Genomic DNA, 24,806 nt, shown 5'->3' with positions numbered 1-24,806 from the left:
GTAGAATCTGTGGAATTTCGTTACATCCCAAATTAAAGCGTTGGTCTCAAATGTAGACAATCGTGGTTTCATCCATGGGAATCTATTCATCTACTCACCCTTCCGATAATTCAGGATCCCCCCGAAGGTAACATGGAAATGAACCCCCATACCAATCCTGTTTTGAATCATGGACCCTTTAGGATGAACCGTCAGAGGGCCACACAATTCTTCTTGGCACATCCTATGCATTTCATAAGCCATATGCCCAAACTTAAAAAAATGTGAGTATCGACTCCTTTTCTTGTGAAGGATCCCTTTTCAGAATCTTTGTTTCCTGGTACGCTCAACATCCACGATGTTAGGACCAATGAGTGATCATGTCGGAAGATGAAAATGAGACACCTGCACGAAACCTCCAACGTGAACGGACGGCAGCCTTAGCCACGTCCTGGCATGATCTGATGGACAAGATTCCCGCCAAAATCACCACGATGATAAAGGTCGCATCAGCATGAGCCGCGTGAAATCAACCACTCACAGGGCTCGCCCGGTGTTGACCAAGCGGCCCGCATGGAAAGCGTTGGCCGCGCATTATAAGACGATCCACGGTCTGCATTTGCGCCAGCTTTTTGCCGACGATCCCGACCGGGGCGAGCGCCTGACTGCCGAAGCCGCCGGCATTTACCTTGACTATTCGAAAAATCGCATCACCGACGAAACTCTAGGCCTTCTCCTTCAGCTTGCCGAAGACTGCGGTCTGCGTGAGCGCATCGGGGCCATGTTCTGTGGTGAGGAGATCAACGTGACAGAAGGACGCGCCGTTCTGCACACCGCTCTGCGCGTGCCTGAGACCAAACGAATTCTCGTTAATGGTGTCAATATCGTTCCTGAGGTGCATGGAGTTCTCGACCGCATGGCGGAATTCTCACACCAGGTCCGCAACGGTTTATGGCGGGGACACACCGGCAAGCGGATACGCCACGTGGTCAATATCGGCATCGGCGGCTCTGACCTCGGTCCGGTGATGGCCTATGAAGCCCTGCGTCATTACAGCCAGCGCGACATGACCTTCCACTTCATCTCGAACGTCGACGGCACCGACTTTGCCGAAACCACACGCAACCTCAACCCGGAAGAAACGCTCTTCATCATCTGTTCGAAGACCTTTACGACGCTGGAAACCCTGACGAACGCCCACACCGCGCGCGCGTGGAGTGTGGGACAGATCGGACACGAGGAAGCCGTGCGCAAGCACTTTGTGGCCGTGTCAACCAATGCCGAAGAGGTTTCAAAGTTTGGGATCGACACGGCAAACATGTTCGAGTTCTGGGACTGGGTCGGCGGGAGATATTCGATGGATTCCGCCATCGGCCTCTCGACCATGCTCGCCGTCGGCCCCGATCACTTTCGGGCGATGCTGGACGGTTTTCACGCGATGGATGAACATTTCCGCACGGCTCCATTCGACCGCAACCTGCCCGTGCTCATGGGACTCCTCACCATCTGGTATAACAATTTCTTCAAGACAGAGACGGTCGCGGTCTTACCCTACGACCACTACCTCAAGCGCTTTCCAGCCTATCTCCAGCAGTTGACGATGGAGAGCAATGGCAAGCATGTCACACTCGGAGGAGCAGGCGTTGGGTATCAGACAGCTCCGATCTATTGGGGCGAACCAGGCACAAACGGCCAACACTCCTTCTACCAGCTGATCCACCAGGGAACAAAGTTAATCCCCTGCGATTGTATCGGTTTTTCCCAAACCCTGAATTCGATCGGCCATCAGCATGACATGCTGATGGCAAATCTGTTTGCACAGACTGAGGCGTTGGCCTTCGGGAAGACCGCCGAGGAAGTCAAAGCCGACGGCATACCAAGCTGGCTGGTGCCGCACCGCGTGTTTGACGGCAATCGCCCGACCAACACCATTCTTGCCGAGCGTCTGACGCCGGAAACGCTCGGGGCGTTGATCGCGCTCTACGAACACAGCGTCTTCACGCAAGGGACGATCTGGGATATCGATTCATTCGACCAATGGGGCGTTGAACTGGGCAAGGTGCTGGCAAAACGGACGCTTGCAGAACTGGAGAGCCCTGATGAGCCGCAGCTCAAGCATGACAGTTCAACCAACGCGCTCATCCGTCGCTACCGCCGCTTTAAGAACAGTCCTCCCTGAATGGATCACATCCGTCAACTGGCCTGATCGGTCGGCAGGCATGTCTACCGCGCGGCAGTGTCGCGGCTCGCCCGGCAATGGATTATACGGCGCGCGTGAGTAGGGACTGGAAAAAGCTCACATTCTCTGCCAGCGTTAATTAAATTTTTCAAGAATATTGAATCCGGAAAGCACGCATGAAAGCCGCCACACTCATCGTACAATGCCTGGAGAACGAAGGCGTGAAATATATCTTCGGTGTGCCGGGCGAGGAGAATATGGATCTTCTTGATGCGATGATCGGTTCTTCTATCTGCTTTGTCATGACCCGCCATGAGCAGGGGGCGGCCTTCATGGCCGACGTATACGGCCGGTTGACCGGTAACGCCGGCGTGTGCCTCGCCACGCTGGGGCCAGGCGCAACGAATCTTATCAGTGGCGTGGCCGATGCCACCATGGATCGTGCGCCACTTGTTGCCCTGACCGGCCAAGCTGACCGGGACCGGCTGCATAAGGAATCCCATCAGCACCTTGACATCGTTTCCCTGTTTCGTCCTGTGACCAAGTGGAATGCCACCTTGCCCATTCCCGACATCATTCCTGAAGTCTTTCGGAAAGCCTTTAAGCTCGCGCAGGCCGAAAAACCCGGCGCCACACACATCGAAATTCCCGAAGACATCGCTTCGAGGGAAACCGAGGGCCACCCCCTGCTCGTGCAATCGGTTCACCCCGGGGGGGCCGCACCCGAACAACTCGACAAGGCCCAACGTATCATCGGGGAGGCCAGACATCCGATCGTGCTCGCGGGCAATGGCGTCATTCGCGGACATGCCTCCGAAGCGCTGGTGCGCTTTGCGGAAACGCTGAACATTCCGGTTGCCACAACCTTTATGGCCAAAGGCACCATTCCCGATACCCACCCGCTCTCGCTCGGTGCCATTGGACTGGAGACCATGGACTATGTGAACTGCGAATTTCTGGACGCGGACGTCGTGATCGCGATTGGATATGACATCGTGGAATATGCTCCCCATGCCTGGAACCCCAACCGCGACAAGAAAATTGTGCACGTGGACCTGTCGCCCGCCGAGGTTGACGCGTCGTACATCATCGAGGTCGGGGTCGTGGGTACGATCGCTTCGTCACTTGAAGCGCTGACGGATCAGGTCCACGCGCCCGCCACAACGCGGGCCTCACGATTCCGCCACATGCTTCACGAGGAATTGGCACAAGGCGGTCAGAACACGTCATTTCCTCTTAAGCCGCAAAGAATCCTCGCGGACCTGCGTGCGTCGCTTGCCCACGATGATATCGTGATCTCGGACGTCGGCGCGCACAAAGTCTGGCTGGGGCGCCTCTTCCCATGCTTTCTTCCCAACACCTGCATCATCTCGAACGGATTCGCCGCCATGGGCATTGCCTTGCCCGGCGCGGTGGCGGCCAAATTGGCACACCCGGACCGCCGTGTCGTGGCGGTCACCGGTGATGGAGGGTTCCTGATGAACTCCCAGGAATTGGAGACCGCCGTACGCATGGCTACCCCCTTTGTGGTGCTCATTTTCAACGATGGTGGTCTCGGCCTGATTCGCTGGAAACAAATGCAGCAATTCGGCAGATCGACATACGTGGAATTTCACAATATGGATATCGTGAAATACGCGGAAAGCTTTGGTGCGAAAGGGTATCGCATCGCATCGGCAAAGGAACTGGCACCCGTGCTGCGAAAAGCGTTGACCTCTAATACCCTTTCAATCATCGACTGCCCGGTCGATGCTTCCGAGAATATACTCCTCACCCAAAGACTCGGTACTCTTCCCTCAATGCCAGAGGGTCAACGATGAACACACCGGCGCGTTTCCGGCAAGTCCTTTCCCAAAGTCATGTGCCCCACCCCATACCTCTCTGCCGATCGGACAAATCTCTTTCCGGAATAATGCAATAGTTTCCAAAAAAAACGCCGTTCCCGGCGCCCGCAGGTCAGGAGAGTGTTTGAAGAATATTTAGGACCAGGTGCCCCGGCTTCCAGAAGGATGATAACGTGAATCCATCATTTTATTTGCACGATTCGTTCATCATTGGGCAAGGTTCCTAACCCCCATCTGCTTCATGTCCAATTGAATCACTCATGGGGCCGTTGAAAAAAGCCGCCAGCGGCGTTCTCGCCATTTTTTCGTGCTCACGTACTGGAAGTACGCTCTGCGCGCATAAATGACTGCGGCCTTGCTGGACGAACTTTTTTGAACCGCCCCGAGGCCTCAGATATGCAACGTGTCTGTGGGTCAATATGCCTTTGGAAATTATTATTATTCAACACTCCCCTCATCTCGGCTCATGATCTAATCCACTCCTGAACCAAAACGGGATACCACACCGCTCCTTTTTGTTCAGGAAGTATGGTATCCCGCTACGACTTACCGTTTATTTTTTCGGTCTATTACACTTTTACAGTCAGATACAAGGCTCCTTGACCCCTATGGATAAAGATTAAGGCGGAGGACTTGTCCTTCAAGCCTGAGGTCACTTGCCTGAAATCCTCCTCCGAGCGAACCGGGTTACGGTTGATTTCGCTGATCACATCGCCCTGAGCCAGTCCTGCCCGTGCGGCATAACTTCCCGGAGCGACATCCATAACTACCACCCCGTTCACATGTTCTTCCACCCCTAATTGCTCGGCCATACCAGGGTTGAGATTCTGAACAGCCACCCCGGCAAGCGGTCCTTCCGTCGTGCCCATCTGGCCTGCTTGTGCCACTTGAACAGGCTTATCTTGTTCACGAATCTCCGCATTCAAAGTATGCTTCTGACCATCCCGGATCACCACCATCTTCACTTCCGTTCCGATAGTAGTCCTGATGACATGATGCTGAAGACTACGCGGATCCAATACGGGTTTGCCCTGATATTCGACAATCACATCACCCCGTTTGAGGCCCGCCTTGTCCGCAGGACTTCCGGGAACAACGTTCGTGACCAGCGCTCCTTTGGATTGATCCAATTTAAAGGAGTCTGCGAGATCCGTCGTGACGGCTTGTATACCGACCCCCAAAAATCCTCGCACAACTTTTCCGGTACTGACCAAACTGTCATACACCGGTTTGGCAAGATTGGTGGGAACCGCAAATCCCACGCCTTGGTACCCGCCGGATTGGGAAAAGATTGCGGTATTAATGCCGACCAGTTGGCCTCGCGTATTCACCAACGCACCACCGGAATTCCCCGGATTGATCGCGGCATCGGTCTGAATGAAATCTTCATACTGGGTAATGCCCATGCCTCCTCGACCCAATGCGCTGACAATCCCCAGCGTGACGGTGGAATTCAGTCCAAATGGATTGCCGACCGCCAGGACATATTCTCCGACTCGAAGCTCGCCGGAATTTCCCCATGGAACATACGGGAGATCCTTCCCGTCAATTTTAATGACCGCTAAATCAGTCTGAGGATCAAGGCCGATCACTTTTCCCGTGAATTCCCGATTATCCGGAAGCGTCACCATGATTTCCTTGGCCCCGTCGACCACATGATCATTGGTCAACACATATCCATCACTAGAAATAATGACACCGGAACCAGCTCCCTGCCCTTCCGGAGCAGGAGGACCATTGGGCCGGTTCGGCATTCCTGGCATCTCCGGCATTCCGGGCAGACCGAAAAACTCTCTCATCGGATCAGACGGCATTCCCGACATGGGGACCGGCGCTTCTTTTCGAACCGTAATATTGACCACTGCGGGGGTCACCGCCTGGGCAATGTCAGCAAATCCTCCTTTATCCATATTGGGGGGAGAACCCACGGATGCAGGATCTGCCGCTTGGGAAACGGCTGCTTGAGAATGAAACGGCATATTCCATGACCCGAGCAGAAGGACTCCAGCCAAAAAACCGATGCCGGCCAGTCCCGCCTTCCCGGCATTCATTCCGGTAAAGGACAAAGGCCATTGGAACCGCCAACTACGAGAACCACGATTGTTTGTACCCATTGATATTCCTCCTTGATAGTAAGATTGCCGACGCTGAGATATTTCGTATCGACATCCTATCTATTCAGTATAAGCTGAGGATTAATTGACTATTAATTTTGATTAATTTTCACACAACCCATTTGATGAGTCGGTCAATAGGTTCGCAGCCTCAAGGAGCTCCTCTGTGAGATAAGGACAACACGCACATCAACACCACAGGTAATCCAGACGCATTTCTCCACTAAGAAATCACATGCCGGCAACAACCCAATCGCAAACCAAAAGAAAGGCGACTGCGCCTTATGTCATCCGGAGGCCGAGGGCACCCAGTTTTCCCCGATTGAGCAAACAGGGCATGCCGCCAGATTCGACCTTGGACACATTCATGAGAAAGGTCAACATCGACTTTACAAGATGTCCGTGTACAGACAAAAGCATGTTCACGGTAGATTCCCAATGCATGACCTGTCACAATAATAAAAGAAGGGCAGAAAGAACTGGAATCCGGAAGGACAAGAGGACGGTTATTTCAGTAAATGTGCCTCAATCTGCAATTGGTACTGACAAGACCCCAACGCTGTTCACATTCTAAAAGGACGGCTTGACCGGAACAGGAGGACATTATGGAAATCTTGACTCTAGTGATCGCTATCGCCGCCTTAGTGATTGCGATCATGGCATTTCAACGAACCGGCGGGGGGATGCGGGATCTCCGCCGACGAATAGAAGACCTTACCGAAAAATCCGAACATGCGACCAAGGGGGCCCGCGACATGACTGCTGATGCCCTCAGTCGCCTGGAAACCTTTATTCGTGGACAGCAGAAACCTTCTCCAGTGCAGCAAGAACTCCTGGAAGACGAACCACCAAGCACACAGCAGACGTTTCCTCCAACCGAACCGGAAAAACCACTAGACGAACCTCCAACCACACAGCAGATCTTTCCTTCAAAAGAATCGGAAAAACCAATAAACGACCCTCCAACCACGGAACAGAAACCATGAGACCATGGGTCATACCGGCTACGGTATTTTTTCTAGGATTTGGCCTTGGCTTTAGCAGCCCGATGTTAGCCTCACGGTATTTGGATTCCTATCTTCCCGCTTTTTTGAAGGACGCCATGCATCCACTTGAGGGATCGGGGACGCACAAACAACGCCAAGAGGATCGTTTACTGGTCACCATGACGACTCAAGACGGAAGCATTTTAGCCACCTTTCAACAGCAGGTGCCTGAGATCGACCTCCTCATTGAGGAACGTGATCTGGTGACATTAGACGTGCCGAAATACGTACCTTTTATTCACGACCCCACATTGCTTCGGGTTACCAAACACAAGGAGATGAACCCTGCTCTTCCGGCACCTCCAAATCCGTCCATTCCATCCGCATCGACAAAGGAATCCGGCTCAATGATTGATTCGCCAGGATCTGCACTCTAAACTAACGAGGCAGTATCAAAGAGCTATTCTCCATGAAGTTGAGTCACGTACCTCCCTGGTCTTATCAACAAAAGAGGTGAAAGTGGTTTGGTTACTCGAAGCAAGGGTTGAATAAGTCCATGATCAATATTCTACAAGTTCTCCTGTTAGTGGGAATACTGACCGGCTGCGGTGCCATGAATGCCATACCCCTTCCCGAATCACCAACTGCAGTCCAACAACTCCTCATGGCTCAAGCCGTGGAGCGAAGCCTGCATGGAGAGAACACCAGGTCCATTCTCTTAACCTCTGGTGATACCGTAAGTCTCGATATTTCTGGATTGCACGTTGAAGATGGGTTGACCGTTGCCCAAGGTTTTTTTAAGGGTGCAATTGGGGGTTGGCTTGGAGAAAGCGGGCTGAAAATCGTCTTGGATCCAGCTAAAGCCAAGTACCGGATCCACATCCTTGTTCAGGGTCTAGGAGTCGAGCAACGGTCCTCCTTGTTTGGGTTACCACCTATACAGAGTGCCCTCCTCCCAATTGCCTTGCCCGAGATTGCGATATACGCTTCTCAAAAATTGTCAGGATATACCAGATTCCGCCTGGATATTTACGAAACGGAGACGGGACAGTTTGTTCGCTCCACTCCCTGGTTTCAAGGGTCAACCTACTTCAACGAATATACCATCTTGTTCTTTTTCGACTTCGAGTTTACCGATTTGATCGCGCCATTTTGATCTGGTGCTCTTATTTTCAATCAAGAACTTTCAAACATCCACGGCCCCTTGAGAAAAATAAAGAACCATTGGACAAAGAATTTAAATACCGCAGACAAAAGCTCTTTTGATAAATCCGTGAATCACCGGAAACCCTTCTCATCCTGACTCCTTCAGGAAGATTTCACCACCACATACAAATGACGTGAGGAACGGATAAGCACCACCAGTACCGCTTGTTCCTTCTTAAGCCGTTTAAACCATGAGGAATACTCCCTGACGGATTCCACGGGATGCTTATTCAATTCAATAATGACATCTCCTTCTACGATCCCCGCTAATTCAGCGGCACATCCTTCCTCAAGGAATGCGACCACCGCTCCTTTGATGACAGGATTCAGCCCATATTCTTGAATGGCCGCCTCATCGACATCAGCCACTTCCACCCCGGCAAGAGGATGGTCCACGCGAGGCGTTCGAGTACGCCGGGCATGAGGGATCGGTGGTTGCTCACGGATGACCGCTCTTACCTGACGTTCTTTTCCATTTTCGATCGTACCCAGTTCAATCTGTTCTCCAATAGGGGCACGTGTCACGTGTTCCAGCAACATTTGTCCATCTTTCACATTTTTCCCTTGGTATTCAAGAATCACCTCTCCTCGGTGTATTCCGGCTTTATCGGCCGGCCCACCAGGAACCACATCGGTTACTAGGGCCCCTTCCCCGCTTTTCAGGCCAAACCACGGAGCGAGTTCCGTCGTCATTTCCTGTACCCCCAGCCCTAAATATCCCCTGACAATCTTGCCATGTTTGATCAATTCCTCTAATACCGGCCTTGCCAATGAAGAAGGCACCGCGAATCCCACTCCTTGATACCCTCCACTTTGAGAGGCTATTGCTGTATTGATGCCAACTAATTGTCCTCGGGTGTTCACCAACGCCCCACCTGAATTTCCTGGGTTAATTGCCGCATCGGTCTGAATGAAATCCTCAAAACGGGCTAACCCCATCCCTCCTCGATCAAGAGCGCTGACGATACCGAGCGTCACCGTGGAATTCAGACCAAACGGATTGCCAATAGCCAATACATATTGGCCAACGGCTAACGATGCGGAATTTCCCCAGGGAATCACAGGAAGGTTGTCTGCCTGAATTTTGATAACCGCCAAATCCGTCTCGGGATCCGCCCCGACAACCTTGGCTGGAAATTCACGTGCATCGGGAAGAGTGACAAGAAGATCACGGCTTTGGGCAATCACATGATTATTGGTCATAATATATCCGTCGGTAGACAGGATGACGCCTGATCCTGAACCTTTTTGACGTTTGGGTATACCCCGTGGCGGTTGGCTCTCACCAAAACCTTTAAACGGAAGTGGAACGCCTCCTCCCCGGGATTCGACAATATCAACGGTTGCCGTGATATTTACCACTGCCGGGGTCACGGCCTGAGCCACGTCCGCAAATCCTGCTTGCTTAAATGTTTTTTCCTCCATTCGTTCCTGAGAGGACTCTGAGGATTCAGCTGCCCATCCGGCATCTCTGTCCATTCCAGTAATCAGCACAACCACACCGCCACAACCGATCCACATGGCCAGGACGGAACTCACGATCGCCATACGTCTGGGAAAGTGACGCGTTACCTTGCATGTCCTATTACCCATTTTTATCCCCATAATTGGTTCGTGATGGAAGGTCTGCGATCTCGGAAAGATTATGCGATTGACTAAATACGAATGTTACCAGAGATCTATCAGGCAGATTTTTCTCTGCTTACGTTCGCTGCCTCCGAAAGCTTCATGACAATGGCGGATCAAATATTTTATGGAAAAATGTGGAACCTTCCTCGAGAAACACGACCACGAAAAACCTGCGTGTGTTCCCGAGGAAGAGAGCCTGGTAGCCCGATGCTAGAAGGCGAGTGACAATTTCTCAGAAGACTAATCTTTACACAACCCCGGAATAATATCGGATGATATCTGAAACGGAGACCACACCGACGATCCTGTTACTTTCTGTGACCGCAAGGTGTCTGGTGCCTTTTTCTTTCATGAGACGCACGGCTTCGACAATTGGATCACTCGTCTCAACCGTGACTAACGGTTCGCGCATGCAGGTCTTCACCGTGGTGGTAAGGGGGTCTGTTCCGGACGCGACGACCTCTCGAGTCAATTCGGTTTCGGTGATATACCCCAAGTACTCATCTCCGCCTTGAATTAACACCGACCCAATTTTCCATTTTTGAAGGCACTGTCCGACTTCCTGCAGGGTGGCATCGAGCGACACAGATCGCACAGTTTTTGCCATATAATCGGAGACGGTCGGCCCGGACGCTTTCCGTTTCTTCGATTCCTGCGAGAGGGAGGCTCGCCTGGCCTCCAGATCTGCAATCGCGCTTTCCAGCACTCGCTGCCGTTGCCGGATCGTTTCCCGCTGTGAGTGATGGGTGGTGCCTTCCGGTGCCTCTTCAGAAAGATTCATCAGCCCCGCTGCCTCTCCAAGTTGGGCATAATCATAGGTATCTAAGAGCGCAGAGGAACCGCCAAACGCATCCTCGAGAATCTCTTCTGTAGCGGAATCAAATTCGTTTAAAGCGCCCATGGAAGGCTCATCTATCAGAAATTTTTTCAAAATTTCTAACTGTTGGCGTATCCGGGAAACATCCTGATCCAATGTCCCCACCCGATCCGTTTTAGACATCTTCTGTGATCCCATAGAGCCTCCTTTCCTCAATGACATACGATAAAAATGAGAGCAAAAACGATACTACCCTACCATCAATGAGTAGGCAATCAGAAATTTTCTCGGAAGGAAAATGAGCCCACGAGGGGCATGGGAGCGGGGGGTTGCGGACAGGAAGAGGATCCTGCCCACAAATCGATCAACGCTCAGGTTTCCAATAAACTTGAAAGCAAGGTAGCAAGCCCCAAGAAACTGAAAAACCCGACTATATCGGTCACCGTGGTTAACACAATGGAGGAGGATTGGGCCGGATCCTGTTTGAGTGCTTTCAAGGCGATGGGAATGATGGCACCGGATAACCCGGCAATGACCATCGAAATAATCATGGACAAGCCGATGATGAAAACCAATCCCAACGACCGGCTCCACAATCCCACGGCGAGACAGGCTGTCGCAGAAACAGCCAGGCCATTTAAAAATGCGACATAGACTTCCTTCCCGCTGACCCTGAGCCATTGGGATGGTCGAATATCCCGCAGGGCCAACCCCCGAATGACCACGGCGAGGGATTGGGCCCCGGTATTGCCTGACTGCCCGGCGACAATCGGGAGTAAAACAGCCAGAGCGGTAAATTTCGCAATGGTCCCTTCAAACATGCCCACGACGAATGCGGCCAGGAATGCCGTTAACAGATTCAGTTGCAACCACGGCAATCGTTTTCGGACGGAAAACCATACGGGAGAAAGCGCACGCTCATCTTTATTGGCACCCACCATTGTAAGCAGGTCTGCACTGGCATCTTCCTGACTGGCCTTAATAATGGCTTCGTTCCGGACCACGCCTAAGAGCCGTTCGTCCAGATCCACAACCGGAATCGTAAAAAAATGTCGTTCACCAAAGAGTTCGACAATCTCTTCACGCGACTCCAGAGGATGAATGGTGGGAAGATCCTGAACCATCACCGACTGTAATTTTTCTTGGGGATCCACCAGCAACAAGTCACGGACGGAAATCCGGCCCACGAGCTTTTGGGTTCGATCAATAACATAGACATCATGGACATCTTTCTGCGCCCTGATCCGCACCTGGACCATGGCTTCTCGAACCGTGCTTTCTTCCTGCAACACAAAAAATTTTGGATCCATGATTCGACCGACGGATTCCTCGGGGTAGGTCATATAGGACCGGATTTCCTGGGCATACCGTTCAGGAACTCTGAAAAGAATGGCCCGTTGCAGATCGTCGTCCAACCGTTGAAACAGAGATGCCGCTAATGACGGCGAGAGATGCGGCACAACCTGTTTCAGCAAATCGGTGGGCATGATCGCCAACGTATCCGCAGCCACGGGAGGAGTAATACAGGCCAGAAGATTCGCCGCATTGTTCGGACTGGTTCCTTGTAAGACTCGCAGAATATCCTCCACCGGATACCCTTCCAGAATTCGTGCGGCTTCCTCATGATGGTTCTGAAAAAATGCCTCATTGAGGAGATGCCCCCTTCCCCGAACCTTCGTACTCCTCTGCGTGGTCAGATCCCTCACCCTATTTTGTTCCGTTCCTGTAGCGTCTCCGCCACATCGGTCATTAAGCGAATGCCCGTTAACGAATAGACTTCCCAAAGTTGCATGAGCGAATCACTCACCGATCCCAACGGGGCCTTGCCTCCGACATCTTTCTCAATCCTTCGTAACATCCGATATCGCAGAGCTCCAAAAAATGTTCCCCACCGATCCACCACCGGCAGGGTATGAAACCGGCTCCACTCAGAATGTTTGAGGATTTCTTCCAGATTGGCTTCTGCTGATAAGGTGGTGATCTGAGTCTCCATCAATGTTCCGACTAAATGATCAGACCGATCAATGAGCAGTTGCCTCAATGTGATGACACCTTCCAATTTACTATCGCGATCGATGACGTAGACATAGTACATGGCTTTCTGGCCATAGGTACGAATACGGTCGATGGCCTCTTCGACAGCAATATCAGGTGGGAGGGTAAACACCTGAGGATCCGCTAAACTTCCGGCCGTGTTGGGTGAATACCGCAAAGCACGGCGAAGGGTCGCTCCCATTGGATTATCTAACCGGTCCAATATGTCCTGACGAACAGGTTCCTCAAATTGTCGAAGAACCCCGATTGCCGATGTGGCATTCATGGCGCCTAAGACATTTGCTCCAAGATCTTTCGAAAGCTCTTCGATGATTTTGCCCGTGGACACCGGCAAACAATGCTCTAACACACCAGCGATTTCTTCCCCAGGTAAGGTCTCCAGGAGCGAAGCCGCTTCATGAGGATCCAGCGATTCCAAATGACGAGCCGCTTCCACGGGATGGGCCTGCAAATACCCCAGAGTCAACCGATGTTCGAGTTCCATATGCTAATGCTCGGGATGGGTAATGACGGCTGTGGATTCGGTCACCTGAGTCGCAGGAACGATGACCCGGCCTTCCCGGGTTTCTAACACGACCGAAATTGGTGTGACCGCAACCACGGTTCCTTGGTTCTCTCCAATTTTTACGGTCATGCCCACTCGAACCATTGATCCTAAATAATGGGCGGCAATGAGATTGGCCACAGCGGTTCGTGACCCTAACCCAAACGACAATGCCGCACCCCCAATCAATCCTGCTAAGAGGATGACAATGGTATTGTTCAACAATTCCGTATTAATGCCGAGTGCGTCAATGGCCGTCACCACAATCAACAACACGACCGCCACATAGACGGCTTGGGCCACCATGGTCCCGTGGGTAATTCCTGCCGAACTACACGTCATGGTAATCAACTCACGAACAAAATTCGCGGCAATTAAACCCAAAACCAGCACCAACACCGCAATCCCGACTTTGGGAATATAATAGGCAATACTCGTCAAGGCATCCGAGACCATCGTCAAGCTGAGGGTGTCGGACGCTTGTATGAGAAAAACCAGGAAAATAATCCAAAAACCAATCATCCCCAAAATTTCAGAACTTTTCTGCTTGGTTCCTGATCGCTCCAATAAGGTTTGCACCGCAGTTCGACTCAGCAAACGGTCAAACCCCATCAATTGCAACAAGCGGGTCACCACGACACAAACCAGCCTGGCCAACACATAACCAAGTCCCAACAACATGCACGCCAAAATCAGGGTTGGCAAATAAGCAATAATTTGAGCCAGGCTCGCGGTAACCGCGTCGGTTAAGCCATCCACCCACCCGGCCATCGTCAACTTTTTCTCTTGCATATGAAGGATCGTCCTCTCTTCGGTATCGACCTAACTTAGACGAAACGCCTCGTTTTCCCCATCAGACCCGATGGGCATCGGACCACGCCAATCGTTGATCATAGTATCCTCCTACACATCACGCAACTGACATTCCGGCGAGACACCGTATTTGACTCATGGGAGACCATCTGGCTGTCCATCCTTACTCTTAAACGCTCCCAAAGCCTATTCCCTGCCTATTTGGTGGCCACGTCCACCTTTCCGTCGTTCACGCTGCATGGCCTTAGTAAAGCGCAGGATGGCCGGATCATTGAGCCAAGCAGTCAAGTCTCGCCCGATCCGCACGCGCCAGGAAGGATAGACTGATTCCGGTGCTCCAGGCAGATTAGGCGTATCAAGCTCCGCCAACAAATCTTCAAGCTGCACGATGAGCAGGCGGGAGGGTGTCCTGGCTAAATACCGGTACATGGCTTGAAGCATATCGTCAGAAAGGTTAGGGGGAATTGGCTCGGTAGAACAGAGGCCCTCCCGATGTAAGGCCTCCCATAATTGTTTCCGATCTTCCGCCCGCTGCTGCCGGTCTTGCTTGCAATCTTTTTTTCTGAGATATACCCCCCCTGCTTGCTTGATCATGATATCTCGTCCAACCCAAAAACCTTTGAGCGTAGGAAGATCATGTGTGGTTGCGGCCACAAGCGCCTGCTCAGGATAGGCATGTGGAGGGGTCATCTCCCCCCCATGTTCTCGTTCAAAAAATAGCAAGCGGTAGGATAGAAGCCCGGCGGCATCTAATTTTTCCCGAATGACAGGAGTGACCGCACCCAGGTCTTCCCCAACCACCATCACTTTTCGTCGCACACTTTCTAAAGCCAGGACCGCCAATATTTCATCCACATAGCTCTTGACATACACGCCATCCTTTCCTGTTCCGCCTTGAGGAACCCAGAACATTCGAAACAGCCCCAAGGCATGGTCGATTCTGAGGACACCTCCATGTCGCATATTTTGCCGAAAGGTTTCTCGAAGAAAGCGATAGCCATCTTCCCGCAATCGAACGGGATTGGGAACAACCAGTCCCCAACTTTGTCCATTCAGATTAAAGGAGTCCGGCGGCGCGCCAACGGTGATGTCTGAGGCAAGCTGACCTTGAAAGACCCAGGCATCGGCTCCCTCGGGATGAATACCAACCGGTAGATCGTGATACAGCCGGAACGACAACGCATGTTTCTTGGCAACATGATCGAGGTTCTGTAATTGCAGCTCACATAACCATTGAACATATTGATAAAATTGGATCCGAGTGGCATGGGCTCGTTGAAACACTTCCACATCAGGTGACTGGGGATGCCGGAAGGAGTTCGGCCAGGTACGCCACGCCACCGTTCCCAGGCGCTCTGTCAAAGCCTGAAATGTACAAAACATGGTCAGATGGGGATTGAACCCGTACACAAATCTGGTAAATGCCTTTCCACGTGCCGTAGGATGCTTAGGCTGGAGATGGTGTCGTCGAAACACTCGGAATAGTTCTTCGAGAATGGTCCATTTCAGTTTCCCTACGGCCTCATAATCGACCAATGGACTCTCTCGAAACTGTTGGAGGCGACGCTGGAATTTTGCACTCTTGGCTTTTTGACGAAGCCCTGCAGACGTCCGCCACTCCTCCACCCCCTCCAGGTTCAAGTACACAGGGTTCCAAAAGAGACGGCTGGACGGAGAATAGGGACTCGTTAATCCCACCGCCGGGATATGGAGAGGGTTGACCCCGATGGTGGCGACTCCCCAACGAGTCCCCGCCACCTTCATGACCTCTTCTAAATCTCGAAAATCTCCAATTCCCCAGTTTCTGTGGGACCGTAAACCATAGAGTTGGAGCGAAATTCCCCAAGCCCGTTTGGGTGAAGGGGGGAGATAACATTTCTTGGGTGCCACTATGAGCAGGGCCCGTCCCTCCACTATTCGCTCTGAATGCAGCTTCACACGGACTGAAAGACGGAAATATCCAAGTGAAAATTTCCCCGAAAGAGGAAAATGAACCTGGACATATTTCACACCACGGATCGCCTTCTCGGATGTCACCTTGCCCCTGGATCCTGGCAGAGATAGACGCCGGGTGCCCCCCTTCTCATCCGTCACCTGGATGACAAGGGAAATCTTCTCCAAACTGATGTTCCCAAGAGGAAGGGACAGAGCCAACATGAACGGAGCATCAGAAGGATACCGCACCACAACTGAATCAATGACCTGTGTCCAGGTTCGGGAAACCGCATGAGCAAGCGAGTCAAGTATTTCCTTCTTCGATGAGGCCTTCACCCCCATGCTTGCCAGGACTTGTTGAAGATGAGGCACCCTAACCTGCCGCTCAACACCTAAACCATCAACATAAACCGGTTCAATGCCATACTGCCGGCCTAACTGCCAAATCGGCTTCGTGGCAAGTTCAAAGTTATTCATGGTTGTCATTCAAAAAGATACGGTCCTTGATGGCAGCTGTTGCGGACATAGTTACTAACCATCCCTCATACCCTGTTTGGTTGCATCCGGCTCATGAGAGTGTCTTGCTGAAGCACCATGGCTCCACCATATGTTGTTCGGCACTTCGTATCAGAAGATTGGCCCAACCATCCATTCTGAAAGAGTATCACTCCCCTCCCAACGGTCTCTTACTTCCCTTAAGACTTTATCGTTGTAATTGTAAGGGAAGATCAATCTTGTGTCTTCTGCAAAACCTCGTTGTTCACTCCTGAAAATATCGATCCGAAACGTCAAAAAATGCCACGTACTATACACACCTGATTGTTTCCATAGGAACGTTTCCACCCACTCCCTGGGAGAATGCCTTTTCGTTCTTTCACGACACGGCGATAGCCTCGAAAAAAAAGCAAAACCTCGCCCAACAGCTTGGACGAAGAACCAAAATTCCGGTACAATAAGGCTATAAATGAGTCGGAATGGGGTCCCCCAAAGGTCAGACAAGCATAGGAGCTGAGAAAGGAAACATGCCCCCTAAAACACCAGACGAGAAACCGAAGAAAAAGCCGTCCACCACAAAAAAAGCGACACCTGAAGCCAAGACCGCAAAAAAAACCAGCAGCAAATCTGTGAACCCAGCCACGACCAAGCGCCAGACGTCGTCTCAGGCGATTCACAAGGAACCTGAAGTCTCCTATCCTGGTCCTTCAATGGCCCTATCCGAGGAATTGCGGGAACGTATTGCCCGACGCGCCTATGAAATTCATCACCGTCGCGGAGGCCAACATGGCAGTGATTGGGAAGATTGGCTTCAAGCCGAGCGTGAGATACTCTTGAAGCAGCCTCCGCCACATAGTAGACAAATGGAACCTTGATTGTTGAACACGATTACTCACTGACTTCACACTAATGGAGGGCATCTCACATGGATAACGACACACGATATGTTTTACTCGCTGGGGTTTCTCTTATGGTCGGAGTGGTTCTCGGAACCGGACTTGGTCTGTTGATGGCTCCTCAGTCGGGATCCCGAACCCGTCGTCAATTAAAGAATATGATGGAAGACGCCAGCGAACGGGCCGGAGAATTTGCAGAAGATGCCAAAGAAGCGGTCACCGGCATGGTGGAGCGCAGCAAAAAATTTGTTGTTTAGCGTACTGAGGCCAGATGGGCCGTTTTCTCATAAAGGCCTATGTCTCCCTCACCGCTTGGCCATATGGCCGTGGCGTGGGGCATAGCGGTTGATTCATTCCTATGCTTAAGGGTTACATCGGGCCCAAGGGTTGGTGACCATGACGTGCCTCTCGTCAGGATTTCGGAGTTCGGAACAAGGCCAGCCCTCGAGAAATTAAATGATAGGGTTGTCCCCCCTTCAATAATTTCGAATGCTTGGGATTTTTCTTGTCAACCGGTACAGCGGTGTCGAACTCCAACTCCCACCGCACCGACTTGGTGTGGGCAGGAAGTATGAAGTCCACATCCTCATGATGGGCGTTTATCAATACTAAAAACGTCTCATCCACAATCGGTCGCCCTTGACTGTCTTTCTCTACGATGGCGTCCCCGGCCAATCGTATTCCCAATGTTCGATGCCCCATCTGCCAATCTTCATGCGACATTTCTTTTCCATGCGATCCGAACCACGCCACATCCTTCACTTCCGAATCTTCTATCCGGCGCCCTTGAAAAAACCTTCGTCGTTGAAACACCGGATGGGTTTTTTTAATGTCAATGAGCATCTTCACAAAGTCCAGCAATCCGAGTTGGGATCGCGTCAGGTTCCAATTCAGCCAACTCAACTCGTTATCCTGGCAATAGGCGTTATTATTCCCCTGTTGCGTACGACCTAATTCATCCCCGCCACAGATCATCGGTACTCCCTGGGATAACAGTAAGGTTGCGAAAAAATTCCGGACCTGCCGGTCACGCAACTCCTGGATCGCGGGATCCTCCGTCGGGCCTTCCACACCACAATTCCAACTATCATTATCATCGGTTCCATCCCGATTTCCTTCCTGATTGTCTTCATTATGCTTGTGGTCATACGACACCAAATCCTGGAGGGTAAATCCGTCATGAGCGGTCACAAAATTTATACTGGCATAGGGTTGTCGCCCACTTTCTCCGTAGAGATCGCTACTCCCGGACCAACGATTGGCAATTTCCCCAAGCAATCCACCATCTCCTTTCCAATACCGGCGAATGGAATCGCGGTATTTCCCATTCCACTCGGCCCACCCAGGAGGAAAATTTCCCACCTGATAGCCGCCTTCTCCCAGATCCCAGGGTTCGGCGATCAGCTTCACCTGTGACAACACCGGATCCTGGTGAATGATGTCAAAAAAGGCGCTGAGTCGATCCACATCATGTAATTCCCGTGCGAGCGCGGATGCCAGGTCAAACCGGAAACCATCCACATGCATATCATTCACCCAATACCGCAAACTGTCCATAATCAACTGCAAGGTCCGTGGATGTCGGACATTCAACGTATTTCCACAGCCGGTGTAATCCATGTAATAGCGTGGATTGTCCGGAGACACCCGGTAATAGGAGGCGTTATCAATTCCCCGGAATGATAACGTCGGCCCGAAGTGATTCCCTTCTCCGGTATGGTTATAGACGACATCCAGGATGACTTCGATGCCGGAACTGTGAAGTTTTCTAACCATGGATTTGAATTCATCGACCTTTTCTCCTCCACCGGGGAAGGCCGAATACCGGATGTCAGGTGCAAAATACCCGATGGAGTTGTACCCCCAATAATTCGTGAGGCCCTTCTCTTTCAGATAGAGATCATTCACAAAATGGTGAACCGGCAACAATTCCACTGCGGTAATCCCCAACGATTGAAAATATTCAAGAATCGCCGGAGACGCCAAGCCCGCATAGGTTCCACGCAATGCTTCAGGAACATCCGGATGCCGCATCGTCATTCCCTTGACGTGGACCTCGTAGATGACCGTCTGCTCCCATGGAGTATTCAGCCGTTGGTCTCCTCCCCAGCTAAAGGCCTGGTCGACGACCACCCCTTTAGGAATGTTTGCCGCATTGTTCCGATCATCGAATGACAGGTCACCTGCCGGATCGCCAAGACGGTAACCAAACATGGAATCGGACCATCGCACAACACCCGTCAAGGATTTCGCATACGGATCGATCAGAAGTTTGGCAGGATTAAACCGGTGCCCCGCCTCTGGATCATAGGGCCCATGCACCCGGTATCCATAAAGTTGGCCAGGACGCACCTCAGGTAAATAGACATGCCAGACTTGATCCGTTCGTTCCTCAATAGGAATCCGTTGGGTTTCCTGCTCCTGAAGTTCATTGTCAAACAGACAAAGATCCACACCGGTTGCATTTTCGGAAAACAGTGCAAAATTAACTCCCTGCCCGTCCCATGTGGCACCGAGCGGGTATGATCGACCTGGCCAAATTCTCATAATATTCTGCTCTCCTGAATATGGGGTTCCGGATATCGGGAATAGCGGGGGACGATAATACAGCATATCTCAAAATGGGGCAAACCTAATCAGACGCTCCTGCAGTTCCATATACAGCTCTTCAGCTTTTTTGTTAAACTTCACTCATCCCCCACCAGCTAACAATTCAATCGAAAAATACCAAAAAAGGAGGCACCACGTTTGGAAAAATTAGAGCCAGTAGAATGGCAATTAGACCTGGGCGCCTCATATATCGACACCTCATCTGTGGAGTTTCGGGTGTGGGCACCGAAGGCCCAGTCGGTGGCCGTCAAAATCATGGGAAGTACCGGGGAAGCGACCCTCCTTAGCCAGGAACCTTTTGGATATTGGAAAGGCACGTTGCAAGACATTTCTCCAGGCACCCGCTATCAATATGTATTAAATCACTCCATTGAACGCCCTGATCCGGCTTCCCGATTCCAACCGGACGGTGTCCACGGCCCCTCGGAAATTATCAATCCTTTGGCATTTTCCTGGACGGATACAGCTTGGCGTGGCCTGCCCCTCGATCAATACATCATTTACGAGCTCCATACCGGCACGTTCACCCAGGATGGAACCTTTGATGCCATCATCAGCCGTCTGCCATATTTGCGTGACCAGATTGGCATTACCGCCATTGAACTCTTGCCGGTGGCGCAATGTCCTGGGGCCAGAAACTGGGGATACGATGGAACCTTTCTCTTTGCTCCGCAACACAACTATGGTGGACCCGATGGCCTCAAGCGATTGGTCAATGCCTGTCATGCAGCGGGTCTCGCGGTGATCATGGACGTGGTCTACAACCACCTGGGTCCGGAAGGAAATTACCTTGGTGATTTTGGTCCGTACTTTACCGACACCTATAAAACCCCATGGGGGAGCGCCCTCAACTACGATGGACCCGATAGTGATGCTGTCAGACATTTCATGATCAGCAATGCGGTCTATTGGATTCATGAATACCACATTGATGCGTTACGGCTTGATGCGATTCACGGCATCTTCGACTTCAGCGCCAAGCATCTTCTTCAGGACATCGGGGAAGCGGTTCATACGGAGGGAGACCGACTCAAGCGCCAGGTTCAGGTCATTGCCGAAAGTGATTTGAATGATGTCCGCATCATTTCGCCTCCCTCACGAGGGGGATATGGGTTGGACGCGCAATGGAGCGATGACTTTCATCATGCCCTGCATGCCCTGCTCACAAATGAGCGTAAGGGCTACTATGAAGACTTTGGACAACTTAAAGACCTGGGTAAGGCTATACGGGAAGGTGTGGTCTATTCAGGACAATATTCTCCACACCGGCGACGGAAACATGGCAATTCCTTTAAACCCTGCTCACCAACACAACTTGTGGTGTGCGCCCAAAATCATGATCAAATCGGCAATCGCGCACAGGGAGACCGACTCAGTAGCTTGGTGAGTTTTGAAGCCCTCAAAGTCGCCAATGCCACCGTGCTGCTCTCACCATATCTTCCTCTTTTATTTATGGGAGAAGAATACGGCGAAACCGCTCCTTTTTTGTATTTCATCGACCATGGGGATCCTGCGTTAATTGAAGCCGTCCGACAAGGGAGAACCAGGGAATTTGCCGCATTCGGATGGACGGACATTCCTGATCCCTATGCTCAAGAAACCTTCGATCGTTCCATCATTCATCCATGTCTTGAGACCAATCCCCAGCAACACACCCACGCGCGGTGGTGCCAGGCGTTGATTCACCTGCGAAAATCTATTCCCGCATTAGGCACCGGAGTGAAAGGCCACAAAATCCAGATTGGGTCACATGCGAAAAGTCAATTGCTGATTATTCATCGCCGTGCGAAACAGGGGCCCGAGGCACTGGTCCTTCTGGGATTTCACCACAAGGCCTCTTTAGCCTTAGTCAAACTTCCAAAAGGGAATTGGGAATCCCGCCTGGATAGTGGAACATTCGCCGCCGGCGATCAGGAAGAACTCCTGGCTCCCTCCAATCTCACCGTTCAGAATGTGGAGCAGGTCTCTCTCAAGCTTCCACCCTATCCCGCCTGGATTTTTCTGAAATCTGACTAGGCTCAGGTGATGACCATTAGAGGGAGCATATCAATGAACATCGCTCACTCTTTGTCCGGAAGGATATCTGTCCTAGTCGGCTCAACATACCAACCTGATCGAAATGGAAGAGGTAGAACAGCCATTTCACGGAGATCTTGGAAAGCTAAACAGGCTTAAAAAAGACTGCGGCTAAAGGCGGAAGGGTAATCACTACAGAAAACGGCTGGCCATGCCAAGGCATGTCTTCAGCCTGGACACCTCCAGCATTCCCCATATTACTTCCACCGTACGCTTCAGAGTCACTGTTCAAAAGCTCTCGATAGTATCCGGCGTTGGGCACACCCATTCGATATGTTTCCCGAGGGACCGGAGTGAGGTTCATGGCACAGACCACAATATCGGAAGGATCTTTTGCGCGCCTGAAATACGTGAGCGTCGAATGATCACTGTCATGAAGATCGATCCACTGGAACCCCGTCCAATCATAGTCAACCTGATGGAGCGCGGGTTGTGAGGCATATAATCGATTGAGATCAGCGACATAACGCTGGAGACCCTGATGCCGATCATACTCAAGTAAATGCCATTGAAGGCTATCATCATGGTTCCATTCCCACCATTGGCCGATCTCGCATCCCATAAAGAGCATTTTCTTTCCAGGATGGCCCCACATGTGTCCATACAAGGCCCGCAAATTCGCAAATCGCTGCCATTCGTCCCCGGGCATTTTATCCAGAAGCGATTTCTTGCCATGGACCACTTCATCATGAGAAAGCGGGAGGACAAAGTTTTCGGTAAAGGCATAGACTAATCCAAAAGTCACATTATGTTGATGAAACCTCCGATAAATAGGATCCAGACTAAAATAATCCAGGGTATCGTGCATCCACCCCATATTCCATTTAAACGTAAATCCCAACCCTCCGACATAAGTCGGCTTGGAGACCCCAGGCCATGCCGTGGATTCTTCGGCAATCATCACAATACCGGGATGTTCCTGATGGGCCACGGTATTGAGCTCTTTCAAAAATTCCACTGCTTCAAGATTCTCTCTGCCCCCGAATTTATTGGGAATCCATTCGCCGGCTTTTCGGGCATAATCGAGATAGAGCATCGATGCCACGGCATCCACCCGAAGGCCATCAATGTGGTACCGGTCAAACCAGCTGAGTGCGCTATTGATCAGAAAGTTTTTGACTTCGGTCCGACCGTAATTAAAAATCCGGCTATTCCATTCCGGATGAAATCCTAGCCGCGGGTCCGAATGGTCATACAAATTTGTCCCATCAAACCAGGCCAAGCCATGGGGATCTTCCGGAAAGTGCGCAGGAGCCCAATCCATCAGGACCCCGATTCCGGCCTGATGACAGGCATCCACAAATGCCATAAACTCGGCAGGAGTGCCAAACCGGCTTGTGGGTGCAAAATACCCGGTGGCCTGATACCCCCAAGACCCGTCAAAGGGATGTTCCGTCACCGGCATCAGCTCAATGTGGGTAAACCCCATGTCCTTCACATAGGGAATGAGGGTTTTTGATAATTCTGAGTAGGTCAGCCATCGAGACCCTTCCTCCGGGACACGTCTCCAGGATCCCAAATGCACCTCATAGATGGACCAAGGCTGAGCGAGGGGATCCCAATTTTGCCTGGATGCCATCCACTCACCATCCCGCCATTCATATCCCGAAAGATCACGGACAACAGAGGCGGTTTTGGGTCGTAATTCAGCTGAGGAAGCATAGGGGTCCGCTTTCAAAAACGGTGCATCCCCATTTTGCGGTAAAATTTCGAATTTATACACCGCACCATCATTCATGTCAGGAATGAATAACTCCCAAATACCACCACCTCCGCGGCTTCTCATCGGATGCCGACGCCCATCCCATTCATTGAAGTCTCCGACCACGCTGACCCGTTTGGCATTGGGTGCCCACACAGCAAAGTTGACCCCCGGAACATCCTGATGGGTGCAAACTTGCGCCCCAAGCTGTTCATAACTTCTATAAAGCTTCCCCTCACCGAACAGATGTAAATCAAAATCTGAAATACGCGGAAGAAACGCATAGGGGTCATGACGTTGACTGGATTTTCCCTGCCGATCGACAATGCGAAATTGGTAATCCGTTCCCAATGAATGCCCCTCCCATCGAGCTTCAAACACTCCAGCAGGATGCACGAGCTTCATGGGAATAGGGGTGTTGCCATTTCGGCCCGGAAGCACCGCAACTTCGGCAGCGTCAGGCAGAAAAGCCCTGATGCAAACACCGGAAGAATCCGTCGATTCCCCACGATGAGGACCCAACACGGAAAACGGATCCCATTCAGTGGCAGAAACCAGACGTTGAAAACGATTTGAGAGCGTTGGCATTGCCAATGACTCCTTTCTATGTTAATTAACAACATCCTAACATAACAAAAGGGACTATGTATTCTGCACTGTTGGCCTTGCTGCTTCTGTTGTTCTTTGCGGTTGCTTTTTCGATACAAAACTCCGAACCCATTATTCTGAACTTTTTCGCCTGGACCATTCAAGGGTCGCGGGCCCTGATGTTGCTCTCAGCTTTGGCATTAGGTGTCGGCCTGACCGTACTGGCTGCATTGCCCATCTATATAAAAAAAATCCGTCTGATCGCCAAGCAACAAAAAACGATCGCGACACTGGAACAATCCGTCGCCCAGTTCACCAATCCTCCGTCCAACACCTAA

Annotated in this window: 19 protein-coding genes; 10 read left to right on the top strand and 9 right to left on the bottom strand. The window is 51.4% G+C overall.

Annotation, left to right across the window (positions count from 1 at the left end; all coding sequences use genetic code 11):
• The first annotated feature begins 359 nt into the window (after nt 1-359).
• The 3 genes from PQG83_RS04000 (at nt 360) to PQG83_RS03990 (ending at nt 3,978) form a co-directional block, all read left to right on the top strand.
• Nucleotides 360-497 carry a hypothetical protein gene (locus tag PQG83_RS04000; protein WP_312747045.1) on the top strand — a complete coding sequence of 46 codons (138 nt, stop codon included), beginning with the start codon at nt 360-362 and terminating at the stop codon, nt 495-497.
• Nucleotides 494-2,158, top strand: a complete 1,665-nt coding sequence (gene pgi, locus PQG83_RS03995; protein ID WP_312747043.1) for a glucose-6-phosphate isomerase — start codon at nt 494-496, stop codon at nt 2,156-2,158. The genes PQG83_RS04000 and pgi overlap by 4 nt, the downstream gene beginning before the upstream one ends.
• A 176-nt stretch (nt 2,159-2,334) precedes the next feature.
• Complete coding sequence (locus tag PQG83_RS03990) at nt 2,335-3,978, top strand: acetolactate synthase large subunit (RefSeq protein ID WP_312747041.1); 1,644 nt, start codon at nt 2,335-2,337, stop codon at nt 3,976-3,978.
• 593 nt (nt 3,979-4,571) lie between these two features.
• Here PQG83_RS03990 and PQG83_RS03985 read toward each other — a convergent pair.
• Nucleotides 4,572-6,116: a DegQ family serine endoprotease gene (locus PQG83_RS03985; protein WP_312747039.1), complete on the bottom strand. Its 1,545-nt coding sequence runs from the start codon at nt 6,114-6,116 to the stop codon at nt 4,572-4,574.
• 605 nt (nt 6,117-6,721) lie between these two features.
• Here PQG83_RS03985 and PQG83_RS03980 point away from each other — a divergent pair.
• The 3 genes from PQG83_RS03980 to PQG83_RS03970 all read left to right on the top strand — a co-directional run bounded on the left by PQG83_RS03980 (nt 6,722) and on the right by PQG83_RS03970 (nt 8,258).
• Complete coding sequence (locus PQG83_RS03980) at nt 6,722-7,102, top strand: hypothetical protein (protein ID WP_312747037.1); 381 nt, start codon at nt 6,722-6,724, stop codon at nt 7,100-7,102.
• Complete coding sequence (locus PQG83_RS03975; protein ID WP_312747035.1) at nt 7,099-7,539, top strand: hypothetical protein; 441 nt, start codon at nt 7,099-7,101, stop codon at nt 7,537-7,539. Before PQG83_RS03980 ends, PQG83_RS03975 begins: the two co-directional genes overlap by 4 nt.
• Before the next feature lie 119 nt (nt 7,540-7,658).
• Nucleotides 7,659-8,258, top strand: coding sequence for a hypothetical protein (locus tag PQG83_RS03970; protein WP_312747032.1), 600 nt, complete (start codon nt 7,659-7,661; stop codon nt 8,256-8,258).
• A 152-nt stretch (nt 8,259-8,410) separates the two neighbouring features.
• Here the strand turns inward: PQG83_RS03970 and PQG83_RS03965 are convergent, their stop codons facing one another.
• The 6 genes from PQG83_RS03965 to malQ form a co-directional block, all read right to left on the bottom strand.
• Nucleotides 8,411-9,847, bottom strand: a complete 1,437-nt coding sequence (locus PQG83_RS03965) for a Do family serine endopeptidase (RefSeq protein WP_312747030.1) — start codon at nt 9,845-9,847, stop codon at nt 8,411-8,413.
• A gap of 337 nt (nt 9,848-10,184) precedes the next feature.
• Complete coding sequence (locus PQG83_RS03960) at nt 10,185-10,952, bottom strand: CBS domain-containing protein (RefSeq protein WP_312747027.1); 768 nt, start codon at nt 10,950-10,952, stop codon at nt 10,185-10,187.
• 173 nt (nt 10,953-11,125) lie between these two features.
• Entirely contained in the window at nt 11,126-12,460 is a 1,335-nt protein-coding gene (gene mgtE, locus PQG83_RS03955; RefSeq protein WP_312747024.1) for a magnesium transporter, read from the bottom strand.
• Nucleotides 12,457-13,293, bottom strand: a complete 837-nt coding sequence (locus tag PQG83_RS03950) for a magnesium transporter MgtE N-terminal domain-containing protein (RefSeq protein WP_312747022.1) — start codon at nt 13,291-13,293, stop codon at nt 12,457-12,459. The genes mgtE and PQG83_RS03950 overlap by 4 nt, the downstream gene beginning before the upstream one ends.
• A 3-nt stretch (nt 13,294-13,296) precedes the next feature.
• On the bottom strand, nt 13,297-14,145 hold the full coding sequence (locus PQG83_RS03945) for a mechanosensitive ion channel family protein (RefSeq protein ID WP_312747020.1): 849 nt from the start codon (nt 14,143-14,145) through the stop codon (nt 13,297-13,299).
• Between the two features lie 207 nt (nt 14,146-14,352).
• Nucleotides 14,353-16,587 (bottom strand): 4-alpha-glucanotransferase, encoded by a 2,235-nt coding sequence (malQ, locus tag PQG83_RS03940; RefSeq protein ID WP_312747017.1) that lies wholly within the window; start codon nt 16,585-16,587, stop codon nt 14,353-14,355.
• A gap of 536 nt (nt 16,588-17,123) precedes the next feature.
• Here malQ and PQG83_RS03935 point away from each other — a divergent pair.
• Entirely contained in the window at nt 17,124-17,471 is a 348-nt protein-coding gene (locus PQG83_RS03935; protein WP_312747015.1) for a DUF2934 domain-containing protein, read from the top strand.
• A gap of 50 nt (nt 17,472-17,521) precedes the next feature.
• The gene (locus PQG83_RS03930) at nt 17,522-17,749 is read left to right on the top strand and encodes a YtxH domain-containing protein (RefSeq protein WP_312747012.1); all 228 of its coding nucleotides are present in this window, start codon (nt 17,522-17,524) and stop codon (nt 17,747-17,749) included.
• Nucleotides 17,750-17,903: 154 nt separating this feature from the next.
• Here PQG83_RS03930 and glgX read toward each other — a convergent pair whose 3' ends face one another.
• Nucleotides 17,904-20,039, bottom strand: a complete 2,136-nt coding sequence (gene glgX, locus PQG83_RS03925) for a glycogen debranching protein GlgX (protein WP_312747010.1) — start codon at nt 20,037-20,039, stop codon at nt 17,904-17,906.
• A gap of 201 nt (nt 20,040-20,240) precedes the next feature.
• On the opposite strand from glgX, the gene treZ reads away from it, so the two are divergent.
• The gene (gene treZ / locus PQG83_RS03920) at nt 20,241-22,118 is read left to right on the top strand and encodes a malto-oligosyltrehalose trehalohydrolase (RefSeq protein ID WP_312747007.1); all 1,878 of its coding nucleotides are present in this window, start codon (nt 20,241-20,243) and stop codon (nt 22,116-22,118) included.
• A 145-nt stretch (nt 22,119-22,263) separates the two neighbouring features.
• Here treZ and glgB read toward each other — a convergent pair whose 3' ends face one another.
• Nucleotides 22,264-24,468: a 1,4-alpha-glucan branching protein GlgB gene (gene glgB, locus PQG83_RS03915; protein WP_312747004.1), complete on the bottom strand. Its 2,205-nt coding sequence runs from the start codon at nt 24,466-24,468 to the stop codon at nt 22,264-22,266.
• Nucleotides 24,469-24,524: 56 nt separating this feature from the next.
• Between glgB and PQG83_RS03910 the strand changes: the two genes are divergently transcribed.
• Nucleotides 24,525-24,806, top strand: coding sequence for a lipopolysaccharide assembly protein LapA domain-containing protein (locus tag PQG83_RS03910; protein ID WP_312747003.1), 282 nt, complete (start codon nt 24,525-24,527; stop codon nt 24,804-24,806).

Origin of the sequence: Candidatus Nitrospira neomarina, assembly GCF_032051675.1 — a bacterium.
Classification (GTDB): domain Bacteria; phylum Nitrospirota; class Nitrospiria; order Nitrospirales; family UBA8639; genus Nitrospira_E; species Nitrospira_E neomarina.
The sequence above is the reverse complement of the archived record's forward strand: the minus strand, read 5'-3'. Positions and strand labels throughout refer to the sequence as shown.